16 protein-coding genes are annotated in these 19228 nt (G+C 40.0%); 8 read left to right on the top strand and 8 right to left on the bottom strand.

Annotated features, from left to right (window positions below; genetic code table 11):
- The first annotated feature begins 137 nt into the window (after positions 1-137).
- Complete coding sequence (locus tag ACFG4S_RS03830) at positions 138-518, top strand: DUF2809 domain-containing protein (RefSeq protein WP_392533545.1); 381 nt, start codon at positions 138-140, stop codon at positions 516-518.
- A 169-nt stretch (positions 519-687) separates the two neighbouring features.
- Here ACFG4S_RS03830 and ACFG4S_RS03825 read toward each other — a convergent pair whose 3' ends face one another.
- From ACFG4S_RS03825 to ACFG4S_RS03815, 3 genes are all read right to left on the bottom strand, one after another.
- Positions 688-969, bottom strand: a complete 282-nt coding sequence (locus ACFG4S_RS03825; protein WP_392533544.1) for a hypothetical protein — start codon at positions 967-969, stop codon at positions 688-690.
- A gap of 41 nt (positions 970-1010) precedes the next feature.
- Positions 1011-3218: a CHASE2 domain-containing protein gene (locus ACFG4S_RS03820; RefSeq protein WP_392533543.1), complete on the bottom strand. Its 2208-nt coding sequence runs from the start codon at positions 3216-3218 to the stop codon at positions 1011-1013.
- A 156-nt stretch (positions 3219-3374) separates the two neighbouring features.
- Complete coding sequence (locus tag ACFG4S_RS03815; protein WP_392533542.1) at positions 3375-3659, bottom strand: hypothetical protein; 285 nt, start codon at positions 3657-3659, stop codon at positions 3375-3377.
- Between the two features lie 55 nt (positions 3660-3714).
- Here ACFG4S_RS03815 and budA point away from each other — a divergent pair, with 55 nt between their 5' ends.
- Together budA and ACFG4S_RS03805 are read left to right on the top strand one after the other, a co-directional pair.
- Positions 3715-4665, top strand: coding sequence for an acetolactate decarboxylase (gene budA, locus ACFG4S_RS03810; RefSeq protein WP_392533541.1), 951 nt, complete (start codon positions 3715-3717; stop codon positions 4663-4665).
- A 24-nt stretch (positions 4666-4689) separates the two neighbouring features.
- A complete protein-coding gene (locus tag ACFG4S_RS03805; protein ID WP_392533540.1) occupies positions 4690-5091 on the top strand; it encodes a VOC family protein in 402 nt (133 codons plus the stop codon).
- A 163-nt stretch (positions 5092-5254) separates the two neighbouring features.
- Here the strand turns inward: ACFG4S_RS03805 and ACFG4S_RS03800 are convergent, their stop codons facing one another.
- Positions 5255-6226 (bottom strand): VOC family protein, encoded by a 972-nt coding sequence (locus ACFG4S_RS03800; protein WP_392533539.1) that lies wholly within the window; start codon positions 6224-6226, stop codon positions 5255-5257.
- A 114-nt stretch (positions 6227-6340) separates the two neighbouring features.
- On the opposite strand from ACFG4S_RS03800, the gene ACFG4S_RS03795 reads away from it, so the two are divergent.
- The 3 genes from ACFG4S_RS03795 to rnhA all read left to right on the top strand — a co-directional run bounded on the left by ACFG4S_RS03795 (position 6341) and on the right by rnhA (position 12432).
- Positions 6341-9112 carry an ATP-binding protein gene (locus ACFG4S_RS03795; protein ID WP_392533538.1) on the top strand — a complete coding sequence of 924 codons (2772 nt, stop codon included), beginning with the start codon at positions 6341-6343 and terminating at the stop codon, positions 9110-9112.
- Between the two features lie 423 nt (positions 9113-9535).
- The gene (locus tag ACFG4S_RS03790; protein ID WP_392533537.1) at positions 9536-11377 is read left to right on the top strand and encodes an ABC transporter substrate-binding protein; all 1842 of its coding nucleotides are present in this window, start codon (positions 9536-9538) and stop codon (positions 11375-11377) included.
- Between the two features lie 146 nt (positions 11378-11523).
- The gene (gene rnhA, locus ACFG4S_RS03785) at positions 11524-12432 is read left to right on the top strand and encodes a ribonuclease HI (protein WP_392533536.1); all 909 of its coding nucleotides are present in this window, start codon (positions 11524-11526) and stop codon (positions 12430-12432) included.
- 97 nt (positions 12433-12529) lie between these two features.
- Here the strand turns inward: rnhA and cruG are convergent, their stop codons facing one another.
- The gene (cruG, locus tag ACFG4S_RS03780; protein WP_392533535.1) at positions 12530-13726 is read right to left on the bottom strand and encodes a 2'-O-glycosyltransferase CruG; all 1197 of its coding nucleotides are present in this window, start codon (positions 13724-13726) and stop codon (positions 12530-12532) included.
- A gap of 134 nt (positions 13727-13860) precedes the next feature.
- The gene (cruF, locus tag ACFG4S_RS03775) at positions 13861-14769 is read right to left on the bottom strand and encodes a gamma-carotene 1'-hydroxylase CruF (RefSeq protein WP_392533534.1); all 909 of its coding nucleotides are present in this window, start codon (positions 14767-14769) and stop codon (positions 13861-13863) included.
- Between the two features lie 524 nt (positions 14770-15293).
- Between cruF and ACFG4S_RS03770 the strand changes: the two genes are divergently transcribed.
- Positions 15294-15749: a hypothetical protein gene (locus ACFG4S_RS03770; protein WP_392533533.1), complete on the top strand. Its 456-nt coding sequence runs from the start codon at positions 15294-15296 to the stop codon at positions 15747-15749.
- Between the two features lie 116 nt (positions 15750-15865).
- Here ACFG4S_RS03770 and ACFG4S_RS03765 read toward each other — a convergent pair whose 3' ends face one another.
- Positions 15866-16639: an MlaE family lipid ABC transporter permease subunit gene (locus ACFG4S_RS03765; protein ID WP_392533532.1), complete on the bottom strand. Its 774-nt coding sequence runs from the start codon at positions 16637-16639 to the stop codon at positions 15866-15868.
- Between the two features lie 651 nt (positions 16640-17290).
- On the opposite strand from ACFG4S_RS03765, the gene ACFG4S_RS03760 reads away from it, so the two are divergent.
- The gene (locus tag ACFG4S_RS03760; protein WP_392535902.1) at positions 17291-18436 is read left to right on the top strand and encodes a SpoIID/LytB domain-containing protein; all 1146 of its coding nucleotides are present in this window, start codon (positions 17291-17293) and stop codon (positions 18434-18436) included.
- Between the two features lie 438 nt (positions 18437-18874).
- On the opposite strand, the gene ACFG4S_RS03755 is transcribed toward ACFG4S_RS03760, so the two are convergent.
- Positions 18875-19150, bottom strand: a complete 276-nt coding sequence (locus ACFG4S_RS03755; protein WP_392533531.1) for a hypothetical protein — start codon at positions 19148-19150, stop codon at positions 18875-18877.
- Positions 19151-19228 lie beyond the last annotated feature (78 nt).

Raw genomic sequence — 19228 nt, 5'->3', positions numbered from 1 at the left:
AGTAATGATTATTTGCGCCGAGTTACTTAGATAGGTTGAAAAAATTTGCTGATTCTGTATTCTGACTCCATAATTCTGAATTTTACTCTATCATGTGTCATAGTCAAATAGATGTTTTTTGGTTGTGATGTATTGCCATGTTTTCTTTTAATAAAAAATATTTCTACTTCACACTTATACTATTTTCAATCGAGGTATGTATTGCTATTTTTCTCAACGACAGTTTCATCCGTCCTTTTATCGGCGATGTTTTAGTAGTTATACTAATTTATTGCTTTGTCAAAAGTTTTTGGAATATACACTCATCTATTGTTGCTTTATCAGTTTTTGCATTTTCTTGTACTATTGAAATCCTCCAATATTTTAATTTTGTAAATAATTTGGGATTGCAAAAATATACATTTCTGGCTATTGCTTTGGGAAGTACATTTGATTGGAAGGATATAATTGCTTATGCAATAGGTGTCATAGCAGTTTTATTGGTAGAAAATCAAACAAAGAGAAAAGTAAAAGCCTAAATTTATGGGAATTACCGGACTGCGCTACAGAGTTCCCGCAGAGTAGGAAACGTTCGCGCAGCGTCTCGCAGAGAAGAAATAAGAGTTTCAGAGAGTTTTTGCGTAAGTTCTATTGATGCATCAGAAAAGGGAAAAGGTACTGAAATTACATATCCTTTCCCAAGGTTTTCTATAAATCCTTCCAAGCATCATCTTCCTCTGGGCTAAGCCAAATTTTGTTTAGTGACGACTCACTCAATTCTAGAAAATCCCTTACTAATATTTGAGAATTAATTGAGTCGCTAACTTGTAAAGTTTTCACTTTTTGAAGTGGTAGCCCCGTTAGTTTTGCTACTAAGGCTAAATCAATACCTTCGTGCAGCATATTGAATGCAACTTGAGTTAACCCATGCTCTATACCTTGTTCCCATGCTTCATCTAATGTTTTAGGTTGACTTGCAAATTCATGCATAATTATTAGTTTTTATTCTTCTCCTTTAATAATAGCTTAATTCAATTATTTGAAATACGTTTTAAATCTTGTAAAACTGCGGTGGCTGATTGATAGCGATCGCTGAAATGATAGCAAACCATTTTATCTAAAATCACCGCTAATTCTTCACTGACTTGTGCTGTTTGACGCCACATCATATTACCCGTTTCTGGATCTGGGTGGAGTTCTTGCGGTGATATCCCAGTTAGGGCTTGAATGGCGATCATTCCTAAAGCATAAATATCACTGCACAAGCGGGGATGACCGGCAAATTGTTCTGGAGGCGCATAACCCCGCGTTCCGATCGCTACTGTTGCTAGTTCTGTTTGCTCGCTACTGGGTGGTTGCATCAATTTCACAGCCCCAAAGTCAATTAATACTAACCGATTATCTTCAGCAGATCTAATAATATTACTCGGTTTAATGTCACGATGAATCACTCGATGTTGATGGACAAATCCCAGAACTTCTAAAACTTCTTGAAGCATTGTAATTACAAATGATTCAGTTTGCAAATTTTGCACAGGTGGTAATTCTTCACTCAGAGTATGACCCTCAATATATTGTTGAATTAAATAAAATTCTTGGTTATCTTCAAAATAAGCAAGCAGTTCGGGAATTTGCTGGTGCTTACCCAAAGTTTCTAAAATTTCTGCTTCACTATGAAATAATCTCCGAGCAACTTGCAAAAATCTCGTATCTTGACGGGCTGGCATTAATTGTTTAACTACACAAATTGGATTACCTGGTCGTTGAGTATCTTGTGCTAAATAAGTGCGACCAAATCCACCTGCACCTAGAACTTTTGAGATTTGGTAACGTCCACTCAAAAGCAAATCACCAGATTTATTTTCTGGTGAATCTATTGTCAGAGGAAACTCCAGATCCGCATCTGGAATTGCTGTTTTGTCTTCTAAGAGTACATTTAATTGGGCGATCGCTTCTTGTTGTTTTTCAACTTGTAGAATAATTACCTGAGTTTGCCGCTGATTTTGGTAATTAGTATAAGCCATAACACTGAGGATACTGATCGCTAAGGCTAGTGCAGAGGGAATTAACGGCACCCATCCGGCTTGAAGAAACAAAATCGCACAGATTCCCACCAACACAAGTAGAATTAAGCCTCCCAGCATTAGCAAAAGCAAGGGATTTCGCCACCGCCATGCTAAAGTGCTACCTAAAATCGACCAACCCCACACCCAAATCAGTTCTACCCAGTCAGGCCAGTACCAAATTAAAGGCCGCCCATCCAATACTGTACTGATGATTTGACTTGCTATCTGTGCATGAATCAACACAGCGGGCATTCTGGCTGGTTGATCTGGTAAACTGCTGTAGGGTGTATACAAGCTACCTGGAGCCAGACTAGCTGAGGTACTGCCAATAATTACCAGACGGTCTTTGAATAAACTGGGATTAACGCGATCGCTCAAAACTTGTGTGAGGGTTACTTCATGGGCAAGATAGTTCGGGTGACGGTAATTTAATAGTATTTGATAGCCACTTGCATCGAAATGTTGGTAACTACCAGAATTAGGTTTTAGACGTGGAAAAATGGTTTTACCTAACTTAAAATCACCGTTATTTGTTAGTTGGTATTCAATTCCTTGCGTTTCTAAATAATTAATTGCAATTAATGTACCAAATGCAACTGGTGTTGTACATTTTTCATCTGTAGACTTAGCAAATAATAAACTGCGGCGAAGAATTTGGTCGTTTTCATTATCAGGAACCACATCGCTAAACCCAACATTATCTATAGGAAAATTCGGCGGTGGTGGAATTTCCGATCTACCGACGCTGCTAAACAAACAAGTGCTGATAATATTATCTTGATTTTCAGTGTTTGCCGCTAAATTTTTCTGTTCTGGGCGAAAAAGATATAAACCAACGATACGCGGTTGATAGGATTCTATTTTCTTTAACAGCTGGTTGATTTTAGTATCTGACAGATTCCATTTCTCGCGTTGAAGATCGTCGTCAGTGATTTTTACCAGTAAAATCCGTTCATCAGGTGCTTCTACCGGACGCGATCGCAACATTTGGTCATACACTCTTAATTCCCAAGGCTGCAACCATTTGAGTTCACGAACTCCCCAGATTAAGGCGGTAACTCCCACACTGGTAACCAAAATAATTTGCAGCCAGCTATTGCTGAATGACGTTTCACGGGAATCCCGATCTTTGGCCAAGGGGACACGGAGTTTTTCTAATAGTCCACTAATCACAACGTTGTGGCGATCGCCTAAATTGAGTAAATAGCTCTAATTTAATGTAGCAATTTACTTGCTGATTCGAAATATTCAGCAGAGAATGCTCTTTGGAAAGTAGTTAGCAACCGCTTGAGCAAAAATCCCCGTCTTGAATCAGCAGTGAGTATCAACTTAATCATTTTTTTCTGCTGTTTGAGCATCTTCAACAGAACTGGCAATTGCCAAGGAAATAGGCTCAGTAGATGCGGTAGTTAAATCCAACTGGGGATGTTCGAGTGATGCTTCCATACTGGTATCGCTGAAATAAGAACCAAAAATCTTGTCGTGGTTAGAAGCAACAGCTAAAAAAGCCCCACCCAAAATATAGATAGGCAATGGCAAGTTGAATTCTTTCAACCAGTCAAAGAATTCTGCCAACGCAAACAATACGAAAAAGCAGGCCAGCCAAACTCTCATTTTTTAATCTCTTGCATTCAAACAACTCTATTATTAACTTATACCAATTTGAAAAATGACAAATCACCCAATTCTCAAAGAAGTCAGGGATTTGATTTGTGTCCAACTCTTGCACCACTCTACGTACAACGAAAAGCTGTCTGAGTATCTTTTAATTCTTTTGCATAGTACAGAGGAATACAAAATTAATAACTTTTATCTTTATTATATGATGAAACTCAAGCGTTATTTGTTGATAGCTATTTTAAGTATTACTGCATTATTAGGTGTGATTTTACCAGGAGCAACTCAGCAACATACATTATCTAATACCCTATTTCAAACATCTACAATTAGCGCTCTATCAGTAGGAATTTATGAGGGAACTACTAATTTTCAGGAATTGAAAAAATATGGTGATTTTGGTTTGGGAACAGTCAATTATTTAGATGGAGAAATGATTGGGTTAGATGGCAAGTTTTACCAGGTAAAATCTGATGGAGTTGCCTCGATTATTCCTGATTCAATGATAAGCCCTTTTGCGACAGTCACCTTTTTTAAAGCAGAAAAGCTAATTCATCTAAAAGGACAGGTGAATTATCAGGAATTGCAGCGATCGCTAGACCAACGCCTACCAACGAAAAATTATCCTTATGCCATTCGGATTCAAGGTAATTTTCCTTATCTGAAATTTAGAACTGTTCCTAAACAAACCCCACCCTATCCTCGTTTGGCAGATGCAATTAAAAGACAATCAGTTTTTGAATTAAGGAATGTAAATGGTACTTTAGTGGGATTTCGGACACCAAAATATATGCAAGGAGTCAATGTTAACGGCTATCATTTTCATTTTATAACTGCAAGTCGGAAAACTGGAGGACATATTTTAGATGGACAGTTTCAAAATGCTAAAATAGAAGTAGATACTATATCGAATGTTCAGATAAATTTACCCAAAAATGCTGAATTTGACCAAGCTGATTTGGGAGATGTCAAACCTGACAAAGTGAACAAAATTGAGCGGTAAGTAAATATTTTGGGATTGAAAGATATGTCACTATCAGAAACTATTGCCAAAGAAAAAGATACCCGTCCTCCTGTGGCAATTGGTCATGTGAGATTGTATGTGAGTAATGTACTAGAGGCTAGCGAATTTTTCATCAAAATAGGGCTACGACCCATCGCCCAATCAGAACAAGTAGCTGTTTTAGAATTACGGGGAGGAACCCACTTAGTTTTAAGAACAAGCCCAGAGGCGATCGCTCCTGGAACAAAGACACCCTTCGATCTGATGGTAGATGATGTTTTTGCCACCAGAGAAGCTTTTAGCGAGTGGGGACTGACTGTTTCTGAGATCGAAACAGGCAGAATCCACAATACATTTACTTTGACTGGACCAGACGGCTATCTATTGCCCTTAACTTCTTCCCATACAGACGGTAGAGAAGTTTAATTATTGGGGACTGGACATTGGCGATTGGGTATTACCGTCAAGACGAAGGATTGACTATTGTAGAGACGGCGATTTATCGCGTCTTTGTGATTTATAATTTTCATCAAAAAGCCCTAACCAAATCCTATTGGGGCATCGTTTATTAATTATTCTCCTTTGCCCCTCAGTCCCCAACAATTACCCAGTACATCCCATCTGGTGCAACTAATCCGAAAGAAGGTTCGCCAAATTCGTTAGGAACAATAGGTGTAACGTTAGTAGCATTGCTGTTGATGACGCGTTGATGAAAAGCCCTAATATCCTCAACTTGATAAGTGAAAAGACTTATCCCCAAAGAACCTGGTTGAGCGTATTTGCGTCGATCGGGAGTGGGGTAAAGTGGGGTATAGACTTGAAAAACACCGACATTGGTTTTAGGGGAAGCAAAAACTGAAAGATAAAATTCTTGCCCTTCATCAAGCATCATAATCTGCCGAGTCGCGGTATTTTTATAGCCAGACTGTTTGGGATTATTCTCTGATGGCACAAGTCCAAAAACCTCTGTGTAAAAAGAGGTGAGCCTATGGTCAGAAGTGATGAAACTAGAGTGAGTCCCCTCGCTGACTAATAGCCCAGAATTCTGATTAATAGTGCCATAACCGGGGCGATCGTAGTTATATCGCTGGAAAAATGCCTGTCGCGTCTCCAAGCCAATAACAAACATTTCCCGGACACCGACAAAGCGATTATATAATCCTGTCCCCGCATTGCCTACAAACTCAATGCCGCGCACTGGTTCTGTATAAATCCAGTCTCCACCGTTGGCTTTGTCATCAGTAAAAGCATCGGCGATCGCATAAACATCTTGAGTTAGAGAAGCAAACCATCGGCTACCCTCCACCACTGGCAAGGTATAACCTAGACCTTGATTACGGGGTTGTTTCCACCACATTACCCGCACCAGTCCATGATCCGATGAGTTGCCATTTTGTAGTCGCAGTGATGTTAAATCCGACTCATGACCGTAGAGTAATCCCGCCTGTTCTGCGGAAAAATCTCCCCTATTCACCTCTCGATAGCCGAATTCAGTCCAATATTTCAGAGTAGCTTCAATATCCTTTGAGCCAACACAATTTTCAAAAATACCGCTAATCATTGTGGTTTACCTGATATTTTGACTTTGGGTTAAAAGTCTTTGTTCAGAACATTTAGGAGATGGGAACTCTAGCTAATAAGCTTAACTATAGTATCCCACCCAGCACTGCCAATCATGCCCCATCCTGCTCATCTCCCATTGAGCCAACCTTCTCACCCTCGCTTGACCAGAAGCTTAAGTGCTGTTGAAAGTTGGGGCTTCGGTTTAACAGCTCATATCTCATGGACAGCATTGGTTCCTGCAATTCATGCTGCTCTTGGTTCCCAGGCTATTTTTGTCTGGATACCTGCGGTGATTTTCGGGATGCTGCTCAACTATCAAGTAAAACGGTTGGGTATGCATTTTATCGATGTGGCTGGAGGAACACCTAACTATACGACTAAGCTGCTGCAAAACTACCCAGGACTAGCTCGCTATGCAGCCATTGGATACCTGCTAAATTGGGTTTCCTACCTGTCAGTTAATACAATCGTCCTGAGAGATTTAATTAAACTGAATTTAGAGGCGCTGGGTATTGCGTGTCCAGACATATTCCTGGATATTAGCTTTACACTGTTGCCCTTTATAGTGGCGTTTAGTGGTACTCGCGCCCTGAGTATTTTACATTTATTTTTTGTCATTCCAGCCTTTGGATTGCTAATTACTTTTTGTGTGCAAGGTCTTGGCTGGTTAGCATTTTCTCCGGTTAGTCCTGGGTTTTTTCCTAGTAATTGGTCATCTTTGAGCTTTGTGGATTGGGCAAAATGGTTTTTTTTCGTCACTTATGCAACCTACAGTTGTGAAACGGCTTCTTCCTTTGTCGCCGATAGCCGCTACCCTACCCGAACACTACATTTTCTAGACATCGCTGCTTGGATGATGCCACCGATATTTTTGGGGGGATCTTGGGTAATTATGCGGTTAGCAACAGATCCAAACCTCAAAGACAATGCTTTTTTGAATCTGGTGGCCGCTTCTGAGCCATTCTGGGGAAAATCGGCTGCTGTCAGTGTTTCTTTTTTGCTAGTAGCTGCATGTCTATTAGGTTCGGCAACAGTGGTTTCTAATTGCCCGCGAATTTTGTATCAGCTTGCTTTAGATAAGCACATCTCACCAGTATTTTCAGTGGTATCGCGTCGGGGTGTGTTTGTACCAGCACTAACTTTGACACTGGTACTTTGCCTGATTTATTTGTTTTGGGGAGATGTAGCAAGGATTGTAGCCGTTGGTAATATTGGTTGGTTTGTATCTTTTATGTTATTCCATTTTGGGCTTTGGCTACGACGCGATCGCCCAGAAGTTTTATTCCCCCGCATATCTCTAGGAATTCTACTATTAGAAGTTGTGGTGCTGTTGGTGGGTGGGCTGGCTTGGGGTTGGTTAGATTTTTTCATTGGGCTATTATTTCCCTTTGGTGTGATGGGAATTGATGCAATAATCCGCCGTGTTGCTTTTCCTCCATTTCATCTCAGTTGGTGGATACGGCGATATCGGACGCCCCCTTTGGTAATCATCAAAGACTCAGTAATTCTTCAAGTGAGTATTCTGATTTTTCTGTTGTGCAGTGCAGTGGGAATTGGCTGGTTGTTTGGTGTCAAACTTAATAAAGTCAGTAGTGCTGGCGGTGAGAATATATTTGTGGTGTTGCTGATGACAGTAGCATTTGTGGGAGTAGCGATCGCCTGTTGGACAACTTTACCTCAAGTAGTAGCGATTACTGAAGCACGAGAAGCCGCCGAACACCTATTTACTGTTGCCCAAGATGGTATTTTAGTTGTGGACGATCGAGGCATTATCCGTCAAGCTAACCCCGCAATTGAATCTTTTTTTGGTGTCTACCCATCTCAAATGTTGAGAAATCACCTCAACAAATGGCTACCGGAATTAACTTGCTATCCAGACGAGTGGCAAAAGCGTAGCGAACAAACCCTACTCTGCAATGGCAAAAACAGAACCTTGGAAGTTTCTATTTCAGACCGACCCCATCAGGATTTTCGGGAATATGTTGTGATTCTCCACGATATTACCCAGCGCAAACTCTCAGAAGCACAATTGCGCCAAGAGGCAAAACACCTAGCATCTCAACTAGTGCAGAGTGAAAAAATGTCTAGTTTGGGGCAGTTGGTTGCAGGTGTAGCACACGAAATCAACAACCCAGTTAATTTTGTCTATGGCAATATCACTTTTGTCAATCAATATATCCAAGATTTACTCAAAGTATTGCAACTATACCAGAAATATTATCCGAATCCAACCCCAGAAATTCAAACGCAAATAGAAGTGATCGACTTAAATTTTCTGATTGCAGACTTGCCTAAAGTGATAACTTCTATGGAAGTTGGCGCCGAAAGAATCACACAAATTGTTTTATCCCTACGAAACTTTTCGCGTTTAGATGAAGCAGAAATGAAAGCTGTGAATATCCATGAGGGTATAGATAGTACGTTGATGATTTTAGAAAGTCGCCTCAAGCCTAAATCTAACTATCTGGGAATTGAGATTATTAAAGAATACGGCGAACTACCATTAGTGGAATGTTATGCCGGACAACTAAATCAGGTATTTATGAATATTTTGGCAAATGCGATCGATGCTTTGGAAGAGTCATTAGTCATTAATCATCTGTCATTTGCCGCTAACAAAGGACAAATTCGGATTCACACTGAACTCACTAACCAAAAGCAAGTAGTTATTCGCATTGCCGATAATGGTTTGGGGATTCCAGAAGAGGTACAACAACATTTATTTGAACCATTTTTTACTACTAAACCAGTTGGCAAAGGTACAGGGTTAGGTTTATCTATTAGTTACCAGATTATTACCCAAAAACACCACGGGGAATTACAATGCATTTCGGCACTTGGTCAAGGTACGGAATTTATAATTATAATTCCCCTGACTCAGTGAGCCAGATAATTATCAACATGTGTATATAATTATTTCTACATCCGTAGTATTAACTGAACTCCAAATCAGATTATTCTTAAAAAAAGATGATAATACATTAGATCTATTGCAAAAGTGCTTTTTGCAAGAGGTGGGAAAAGGGAAAAGGTTAAAGGGCAAGGTGGGGTCCCAAGAAGGGGATAAGGGGCGGGGGAAAATACAAAACCTTTCCCAATACTGCTCGGGTAAAGCATTTTTAACTCGGAATTGGGTTTGGGGAAAAGGTTAAAGGGTAAAGGTTAAAGGTTTTTTCTTTCCCCTTTCCCTTTCCCCTTTTCCCCTTAACCGACAAGTATTGAAACCTTTCCCCCTTTCCCCTTCCCCTTATCCCCAGAGGGGATAGCACCTTCCCCTTTTCCCGACTTCTGCAAGAAGTCTATTATTATGTGTCCCAATTGTCAGCAAGTTATCGAACAGCTAAATATTAACATCGATCTGTTCTTTCAAAAATTAGAGACAGTTTCTAACAAAAAACAACTGAGTGAACTTGATAAAGAGATTATTTGTCAATCTCTATTGGGGAACTCTCGACAACATATAGCTAAAATTTTAGATTTGCCTGAACAAAAAATTAGAGATAGACTGAGTAATAATATTTATCCGAGAATAGCAGAACTGATGCAACTTGACCAAGAGCAGATCGCTGGTAACTGGGTTAAGCTGATTAATTTATTATTACATCCTAATCAAGGATATAAATTAAATACTGCTCCTCAATTAAATAATGACAACTTTCAAGGAAGTTTTGGTAGACAAATTTTTCTTTATCCACCAAATCAAGATATTATTGAGTTGCAAATTCAGGGAACAAAATTTTATCAGCAAGGACTTTATTATCAAGCATTAAAGTGCTTTATCTGGGCTTGGAAAAAAGAAATAGAAATTTATCAAATAGGTAATCCAGAAGTATTAATTTACATTAATAATTGTTTAATTGAATACAAGCAAACTTTTTTACAAGAGAAAAAAATTAAAATTTATACTCTGGCTGTAGTTGTTCCCTTTTATCATAATCAGGGTCACGTTGCAGCCGAAATTTTACGAGGAATCGCTCAAATTCAATTCCAAGTCAATCTTCAAAGCTTTGAAAAAATTTCTCTAGAAAAAGAGATACATTTAGATGAGATTAAACCCAATATATTTTTTAGCTTAAATAATACAGATAATCAAATAGCCTTGCGGATTCTAATTGTCAACGACCCTAATAATTTATATGCCCCACACAACCAAACCGCGGAAAACTTAGCTCATTTAGCACCACAGTTAAACTTGATTTCTATTATTGGTCATTACTCAAGTGAAATTACCAAAAAAGCACTAGAACTGTATTCTCAAAATGGACTAGTCTTAGTCAACTCTAGTAGTACATCTAATGAACTTTCTCATTTATCTGCGGGTGAAAGCTTATCCTTTTTTAGATTGACTACTCAAGATAGTATTAATGCTAACCAACTAGTTCATTACTTAATAGAAAACTTTTTAGGTAAAAGTAAAATAAAAATAGCTATTATCTATAACAAAAACAGTAGTTATAGCACTTCATACAGAAACAATATCAAGAATATTCTAGCAGAATACAAAGAACAATTTACTTTGCTAAAAGAATGTAATTATATTAGCGATAAATATTATAATATTCAAGATTATCTTGAAGAAATTAAACAAAATGGTGTTGATATTATTATCATAATTCCTGACGGAGGAATTGAACCTAATTCTCTCGATAATGCTGGGCTGATTAGTCGATTAAAATTGAATAACTGTCTAATAGCTGGGTCAGCAACTTTCTATCATGAGAATGTTTTACATTGGATTCATGAGCAAAGTCAATATAATTTTTTCAATGCAGATGATTGCAAAATTATAGCTTGTGTTCCTTGGCATTGGCACAGCCAGAAAAACGGGTGCAATAGTGAAAATAAACTAGGGGAGCGTTTTTGTCAAATAGGCACTCAATTATGGGGAGAAGAAAACTTAACTTGGCGGAGTGCAACAGCTTTTGACTCGGTGTTAATAATTTTGAGAGTTTTAGAAATATCTTCAATTGAAGATAGCCAATCCTTACTAATAAGCATGAATAGATATTTCAAAGAACAGAAAAAACAAGTGAAGGGAGTCACGGGAATTATTGAGTTTCAGGAAAATGGCGATCGCCTCAATCCCCCAACAGAAATAGTCGCTGTAAAATGGAATACAGAACACCAGAAATGGCACTGGACAATTTAATAGTGAAGAAAGCAGGAGGTAGAAGGGATGCAATATTGTGACTTATTCTTTATGCATCTTCTTTGCTGTGCTAATCTTTATTAGCCTCCGCTTTCGCCGCTAATAACTCTTCCCTTAGCGTCCTCTGCTATTTCGATATCCTAACCATGTCCACCCAACCTACAATCCAAAGCATATACACAGACGGCGCTTGCACTGGTAACCCTGGCCCTGGCGGTTGGGGTGTTGTTGTTTACTTCAGTGATGGCTCAATTCACGAAATGGGCGATGCATCCCCCCACACCACTAATAATAAAATGGAGATGCAAGCCGCGATCGCCGCCCTGCAATTTCTGCAAACATCTCAACAAGCCGAACCTATCACCCTCTATACTGATAGCGAATACCTAATCAACTGTATTACTAAATGGGTGAACGGCTGGAAAAAGAAAGGCTGGAAAAAAACAGATGGTAAACCCGTCCAAAACCAAGACCTTTTAGAAACTTTAGATGAACTCAATAGCCGACAAGTAAAATGGCAACACGTCCGAGGACATTCTGGTAACATAGGGAACGAACGTTGTGATGCGATCGCTCGCACCTATGCTAGTGGTAAAATCCCTTCTCTACAACAACTATCTCCCACAAATTTTTATAAAACTTTACCTTCAACAAGTGAAATAAATGTAGCAAAAGTAGCTGATTATGACAAAAACTCTAGAATAATTAACCAAAATACCCACCAAGTCACTACTTCTGCACCAGAAATAATCGTTATGGAACCATCAATTGGGCCAGTTACGGCCACAACCGATGAAAAGCCCCCAGAAATGAGGGTTTTCCAACTTCGCAACTTAGTCGAAACTCTGCGTATTGCTGACGAAATTTCCGAAAAAGGCTATTTAATTACTAGTTCCGAGTTAGCAGATCTAATGGATGTCCACGCCAGCGCTGTCACTAGTAGAGGGGATCAGTGGCGTTGGCGAAATTGGATCGTGTCACGGGTACGCCGTGAAGGAAATCAAATTCTTTGGGAACTAGAACGGGGGGATCAAGTGGGAGGTGAAGAGGAGTGAAGACATGGGGAGATGAGGGAGCGGAGGGGCAAAGGAGATAATACCAACTCCTAAATCAGCACTCAGTACTCTCAATGCCCCATTCCCCATTCTCCACTCATATGTATTTTCTTCCCCGCCATTCGCGTGGCGTGCTGAATGCAGATAAGAAGATTCGTAGCACAGCTAAGGGATCGGCTAAAGGAGAAAGCCAGAATAGCCAACTACCTTTGGCACTTTGGCGAGCGTATGAAGGTGCGATCGCTATTAGCATAGCAAAGCGAATCACCACCAGAAACAAATTCAGTCCCAGTAAGACAAGTAGGGGAGTGGGGGAGTAAGAAAGTGGGGGAGAAATTAACAAGTAAGTGAGGATGATTAAAAGTGGTAAACCCTGGACTGCAAACAGTAGCCATAAATCTCCCCACAACTGAGAACGAGAAGTTGCATCTTTAAGGTCAAGACTCCGCCCCCATTCCTTCCAAGTCTCCATTGCCCCTTCATACATCCGTACTTTCAGCACTTTTGCACCATCTAAAAAGCCTACTTTATAACCTTGAATAGAAATATTTCGCGCCAAGGTGACATCATCACAAAAAGAACCACTCGCACTGCTATAACCACCCACCGCCACTAAAACAGAGCGACGACACAAAAAACACTGTCCATTTGCCATCACCCGTTCTGGCTGCTGCGTATAGATTCCTGCTGGGTCAAATCGGTAAAGCAGAGTCATTAACAAAGCCGGTTGTAGCCAGCATTCCCCCGGATATTTGAGAATAAATTGGGGTGAAAGAGAAACCAGATCGTAACCTTGTGCTTCAGCCGTCTTCACCAAACCAGCAACCAAACCTGGGTGTGGTTGGATATCAGCGTCTAGCCCTAGAAACCACTCACTGGCTTCTGAGCTATGTAGAAAACCATTATGCAACGCCCAAGGACGCCCCACCCAACCAGAGGGTAAGGGATCGTCTGTCATCAAGCGAAAACGTGGATCTTTCTGCTCTATCGCCTTTACCAAATCGGGAGTACCATCAGTGGACTTGCTATCTACAACAATAATTTCCCGAACTTCGTAGCTTTGCTGACTTAAACCAGCCAATAGAGGGCTAATGCGAAGTGCTTCATTCAGGGTGGGAACCACAACGCTAACTCTACCCAACAGTTCCAGCGTCGGCTGTTGCGGTTCTATTGGGGGATGGCGTCTTGGTCCCTTTACCAGGCGCGAAAGCAGAATCCCTGTTGCTGGTAGTTGGATAAGTAGTAATAAAAGGGAGATGGCGCTTTCTACTATCAAAGCGTTGTCATTTGTCATTTGTCATTTGTTATTGGGCAAAACAGTTCTGTTAGCGGTAGCGGGGCGTTTAGCCCGTGCTGAGTTAGGAGTTAGGAGTTATTATTCTCCCTCATCTCCCCATCTCCCCAGTCCCCAGTCCCTAATTCATCGGCTTATTTCAACGCAACTTTAACATTTGCTACTGAGACTTCTTGAGTTACTGGTTCAACAACAACTTGAGCGGGTGTGGTTGAACTTCTTAACCACAGCACCACAGCCGGAACTACACCTAATACAAAGCCAAGCAATACAGGGATGAAGAAACCACCCGCCAAGCTCAGTCCGGCGGCGAAGGCAAAGTTAGTTAAATAAACTACTAAAGGAAGATTGAGTTGCGATCGCTCTAATTTAATCGAGGTGTTTCTCCACAATAATCCTGCTACACTCATAAACACCGTACTAGTGCCAAACCAACCTGCATAGTTCTGGTAAGGTGTTCCAAAGAAAGCTCCTGCTTGCTCCCAATACCAAAAAGGTAGAGAAGATTGGCTCATCGCCGGCTCAAGGGCAAAATCCCAGCAAGTGAACAGCAAGGCACCAACGGCTATAGCACCAATATGGCGTCCCAAACTCGGTTTTTGAGCCACCTTCAAACCAGACCTCGCAATTAAGTAAGAAGACAGCCCAACATAAAACCAAGACAAAGGAATTGTGAAAGGAACTAACCCGCCAATTTTATAACCTAAGCCACTCAAGTAGCTATAATCACCAAATGGAAAACCTGTGCTGGTTCCCAATAATTCACTTCCTAAAGAGATAAACACAGCCGGAAGCATAAATGCCAGCCAAGTTACTAACCCCAGAGTTCTATAAGCATAAATACTGACAGCTATTGTTCCCAATATGATATCAACTACACCACCGCCAGCCATACTTAACTGGATGGCAGTTTCTCCAACCTGCGATAAGTTTAAAATTATTTCGGCATTAGGTACGACCAGTAGCATCCCTACCAGTCCAAAAGCTTTTGACACGATATGAGCAATGAGGCATACGCGCTCAGCAATAACTAGTTGTCTCATGATAATTCCTGAATAAGATGTGACACACGGCTACTCGGCTGCTAATAGTTTACAAATCTTTACCAACATATTTAACTATTTTGTGCAGTAATTCTCTACAAACTTGTTTGCCTTGCTTGGCAAAAGCTTGACACGCTATTGATAGAAGCTATATGGGACTCCTATTTGATTGTTGAATAAGACTCACTATGTATCTATCTCTTTTTTCTGTTCCCCCAACCCCCAACCCTATCCACGCCAGCAAATTTAGGAATCAAACCTGATTCCTGTGGAAAATATAATGATAGACTCACTAGTTTAAGCGATGATGTCAAAATCTAGATAAATTCATCTGCTCATCTGCAAGAACTTCTTATTTATCATCCGGCTGATACCCAGTTGGTGAAAAATTTGTTCTAGACAAGGATCTTCTTAACAAAGGACAACTATCATAGATTTAGTAAGCCCTGAAGTCAAATCGAGCCTTTAGTTACTCGACTTAGTGATGAAATAATACCTTAGCCCCGTACTGGCAATATCAACCCATGTTAATTTTGAAAAGAGTTCCTTGGGTGTCCCTGGCGCTAGTACTGCTTAGTTACAGTACTTTGGGCTGGGTAATATCTGAAACACATCCTCGTATGTTTATTTGGGTAGTGATTATAGTTGCTATCTTGCTTTTAATATTAACGCTGACAACTCCTTGGCCAAAAGTATCATACTACTACAGTATTTTGTTTGAATCAAATATCAAATCTTTTGGTGTTGCGGTTGTAGCAGCTTTTTTGTTCTTTATTATGGTTGCCTGGTTTCGGGTATTCCTTGATACTTTACTTATTATTTCGGCGAGTATATTAGTCAGGATAGACTTTCAAACAGCAGGTCTTCAGAAAAAGCTAGCTTTTTGGAGTGCGTCTATCTTTTCATTAGCAGGTTTGTCTTTGGGTGCGCTCATTTACAAGTTAGTAAATTCTGAAATTTCACTAAACGTTATAAAGTAAAGGCCATCATCAGTAATTCATAAAGATTAAAAATCTAGAATTCAGAAGATTTTTATACCCAAGCGTCCTCACAGATAAGATTCCCAAGTTATTAGAGAACCTGAGAATTTTGTTCTTCAAAATGCAACGTTTTCAAACAACAGTAGAGACAGGAAAAAATCCATAATGAAAATTGATACCCAACTAGTAACAACTGCTTTTGTTGCTGATTCTCCTACTTCCTTTGCTCCCCCCTTAGTAGTTAATCCCCAACTACAGCCAATGACAGCAACTAGCACTCCAAAAATAAACCCTTTAAGCAAAATGATAAACAAATCTGAGGGTTCTAAAAAATTTCTGACTGATTCTAAAAAGGTTTCGGGAATAATTTGGTAAAACTGTGAAGCAGCAAAAACTCCGCCGATGATGCCAGTAACTAAAGCAAAAACTGTCATCAAAGGCACCATCAAACAACAGGCAATCACTCTAGGAAGTACTAGATAATCAATTGGGTCGGTTTTGAGCATATAAAGTGCATCAATTTGCTCTGTCACTTGCATTGCACCGATTTCTGCTGCAAAAGCAGAACCTACTTGTCCCGCCATAATACTAGCGGTCAAAATTGGAGCCAATTCTCTGCAAAAAGCTAAGGCAAAAGCACCTCCCACAGCATTGACTGCACCATATTTTACTAATTCTCTCGCTGTCTGAATAGTAAAAATCATTCCGGCAAAACAGCCCACAAGCAGAACTGGGGATATAGAAGCTGGTCCTGCAGTTACCATATGTTGCAGAATCTTGCGATAGTAGGTTTTTCCTTGGAGTAAATGCAGCCAGACTTGACCAAAGAGCAGTAGTGCTGCAAAGGAGCGTACAATCCAAGACTGTTCAAAAATTTTTTTTGGTTGCAATTCAAAGGCTTTGAAAATTTAATAATATTTCCCATAATGTAGTGTTAATGATCGTTTATGAACAGGATAAAATATGTCACTTTTGTGTTGCTATTAATACTCTTTTATTCAGTAGTATTTCCGGATTTTCCATGTATATCGAAGACTTACCATAGCAATTACTTAAACATTAAAGTATAAATAATTACTAAAAATGGCTTTTCGCTTGACCTCCTTTAATTCTTTTTTTGACCGATTCAGCACGCCTAGCAAGGCGTTTTAACTCAGTATTTTTCATTGACTGAAGATTTCAGTGATAACATCGACTATAGTTAAGAGCAACGATCGCAACCAGCAAAAAAGGCAGCTTTGTCTCTAGCGTTTACTGAACTTAGAGAGGATTCTGAGATTTCTATGTTAATTAGCCAGTAACGAAAATGCCCCGCACGCCAGCCGAAAAAGATCGCATTTGTCGCGCAACAACTGAACAGATTCTGAAAACAGCAATCAGTCTATTCTCCTCAAAGGGCTATCACTCAACTTCGATAATCAAAATGCATAATTAGTAGGAGGTGGCAACCTCCTGCGTTGGAGAAGTGTCTCATCTTAAATAGTAGACGCCATAATTTAGAGCGTCAAACAGATACTAATGCGATCGTTTAGATGACCAACATGAAATTCCAACTTTACTTAGGCTTTTTATTTTCCCAGATGAAAGTACGTCATTGGTGGGTAAGTGTCCTCTTGTGGATAGCTTTGGTTGCCCCGGCTCAAGCGTCTGTAATCCTCCGCATAGCAATTCAAAGGGGAGTTAATCAGGTAAAAGTCGGCAGTTCCACAACTGGGATTGTCAAGGATAGTACTGGCCGGACTCTCGGACAGTTGCCGGCAATGAGTGCATTTTTTGCTCAAGCGGTTCCTGGGGGAGTGGCTTTAGATAAATGGCAATCTGGTTTATTTTGGATTGAGCCAACAGGTAAAGGATTTGTTTATATTGGCGATCGCTGGTATCGTGGTAGAACTCTGGTTGTCCCCACAGATAAAGGCTTAACTGCTGTTAACTGGGTTGACGATCAAGAATATCTATACAGCGTTCTTGGTGGCGAAATGGATACTAGCTGGCCTCAAGAAGCACTAAAAGCCCAGGCGATCGCCGCTCGGACTTATGCCCTTTACGAGCGAGAAAAACAGCGAAATAATCCCGTTTACGATTTAGGAAACACCCCCGATCGCTGGCAAATTTACAAAGGTGTCATTAGTGAATCTCCTTCCACCTACAAAGCAGTTGATGAAACCGCAGGGCAAGTACTAACTTACAAAAATAAAATTATTCTCTCAGTTTTTCACGCTTGTTCTGGGGGACATACTGAAAACGTGGAAGATGTTTGGGGAAGCAACGAGCCTTACCTACGTGCTGTTCAAGACTACGACCAAAATATCAGCGAGTGTAATTGGGTAAAAACCTTTTCACCCAGTGAAATTAGCGCTAAATTTCCGGAATTAGGCAATGTAACGGCGATGATTCCAGAAACATTCTCACCTTTTGGCAGTGTCAAAGTTTTGAGAATTGTTGGTAATAAGGGTAACAAAGTGCTACAGGGCGAGCAAGTGCGGACAGCCCTGAAGCTAAAAAGTACCCGCTTTAAAGTCACCAAAGGAGCTGATGGTAGTTTTGTCCTCCAAGGACTTGGCTTTGGTCATGCTTTGGGTATGAGTCAATGGGGAGCGTACAATTTGGCTCGGCAAGGAGTGAACCACCTGCAAATTTTGGGACATTATTACAAAGGTGTAGCTCTAACACCAATTCAGGCGAAGTAAGTCCACTCTTGTACTTACAACTATTTTTAGCTAATTAAAGCATACAATAGGGTTGCACAGCTAGTTATGCAACCCTATCTTGAGCAGAGTTTTGGCAAGAGTTAAAACAATTTGATTAATTGATTCTGACTTGTGAATTCTTCTTCAAGAAATATCAAAAGCCCGGTCATAAAAACCAGGCTTTTGAAACAATGGGGTTATATTCCCCGAAGGTTTAGTTATAGAAGTTCAGTATAATTTTTGATGCTCTGATATGTAATACCACTCCAGTATTATTAATTCCGGAAAATTAGCGAAAAATTTTGATAGTGGCTTTTATTTCCAACCCGATGAGGAAAATACAGCTTTTACTAATGAACAATACATTTGATAGCTGGCAAGAATGGCTAACCGTGTTAGCGTACCTGGGTTTTACGATCTTGATTATCTGGCGCGTGTTTACTGCCGAGAAGAATTAAAAAAGCTGCATATCATTTCACCAGGGCTTTTTTGCCCAAAAGGTAAAAGGGTTCCATCCTGTTGAACTTTAACTCGTTCACGGCAATTGTAAACCTCAATGGGTGTTTTTATTCCATCTACACTAACTGCTGCTCTGTATTCCCAATAATTTTTGGCACTTCTGTTAATACTGAGAATACAAATTTGGTGGTGTAGGCGTACCCCATCGTAGACATCGTAATTCTTACATACTGATGCAGAAGCTGGAAGGGTCACTGAAAAACAGAGTATCAATAGCAATACAAAAGTAATATATTTTATTCTGTTCATAATCTGAAAGCTTGTAGATAAATA

The sequence above is a fragment of the Nostoc sp. C117 genome (assembly GCF_043099735.1).
In the GTDB taxonomy this organism is placed as follows: domain Bacteria; phylum Cyanobacteriota; class Cyanobacteriia; order Cyanobacteriales; family Nostocaceae; genus Nostoc.
Note: the sequence above shows the minus strand (reverse complement) of the source record. Positions and strands in the feature narration are given on the sequence as shown.

Excerpts from the sequence above, each read along its gene's own strand:
- ACFG4S_RS03825 (WP_392533544.1), bottom strand. The coding sequence starts at position 969 with ATGCATGAATTTGCAAGTCAACCTAAAACATTAGATGAAGCATGGGAA.
- cruG (WP_392533535.1), bottom strand. The coding sequence starts at position 13,726 with ATGACAAATGACAACGCTTTGATAGTAGAAAGCGCCATCTCCCTTTTA.
- cruF (WP_392533534.1), bottom strand. The coding sequence starts at position 14,769 with ATGAGACAACTAGTTATTGCTGAGCGCGTATGCCTCATTGCTCATATC.
- ACFG4S_RS03830 (WP_392533545.1), top strand. The coding sequence starts at position 138 with ATGTTTTCTTTTAATAAAAAATATTTCTACTTCACACTTATACTATTT.
- ACFG4S_RS03815 (WP_392533542.1), bottom strand. The coding sequence starts at position 3,659 with ATGAGAGTTTGGCTGGCCTGCTTTTTCGTATTGTTTGCGTTGGCAGAA.
- rnhA (WP_392533536.1), top strand. The coding sequence starts at position 11,524 with ATGTCCACCCAACCTACAATCCAAAGCATATACACAGACGGCGCTTGC.
- ACFG4S_RS03795 (WP_392533538.1), top strand. The coding sequence starts at position 6,341 with ATGCCCCATCCTGCTCATCTCCCATTGAGCCAACCTTCTCACCCTCGC.
- budA (WP_392533541.1), top strand. The coding sequence starts at position 3,715 with ATGACAAATCACCCAATTCTCAAAGAAGTCAGGGATTTGATTTGTGTC.
- ACFG4S_RS03770 (WP_392533533.1), top strand. The coding sequence starts at position 15,294 with ATGTTAATTTTGAAAAGAGTTCCTTGGGTGTCCCTGGCGCTAGTACTG.
- ACFG4S_RS03790 (WP_392533537.1), top strand. The coding sequence starts at position 9,536 with ATGTGTCCCAATTGTCAGCAAGTTATCGAACAGCTAAATATTAACATC.
- ACFG4S_RS03800 (WP_392533539.1), bottom strand. The coding sequence starts at position 6,226 with ATGATTAGCGGTATTTTTGAAAATTGTGTTGGCTCAAAGGATATTGAA.
- ACFG4S_RS03805 (WP_392533540.1), top strand. The coding sequence starts at position 4,690 with ATGTCACTATCAGAAACTATTGCCAAAGAAAAAGATACCCGTCCTCCT.
- ACFG4S_RS03760 (WP_392535902.1), top strand. The coding sequence starts at position 17,291 with ATGAAATTCCAACTTTACTTAGGCTTTTTATTTTCCCAGATGAAAGTA.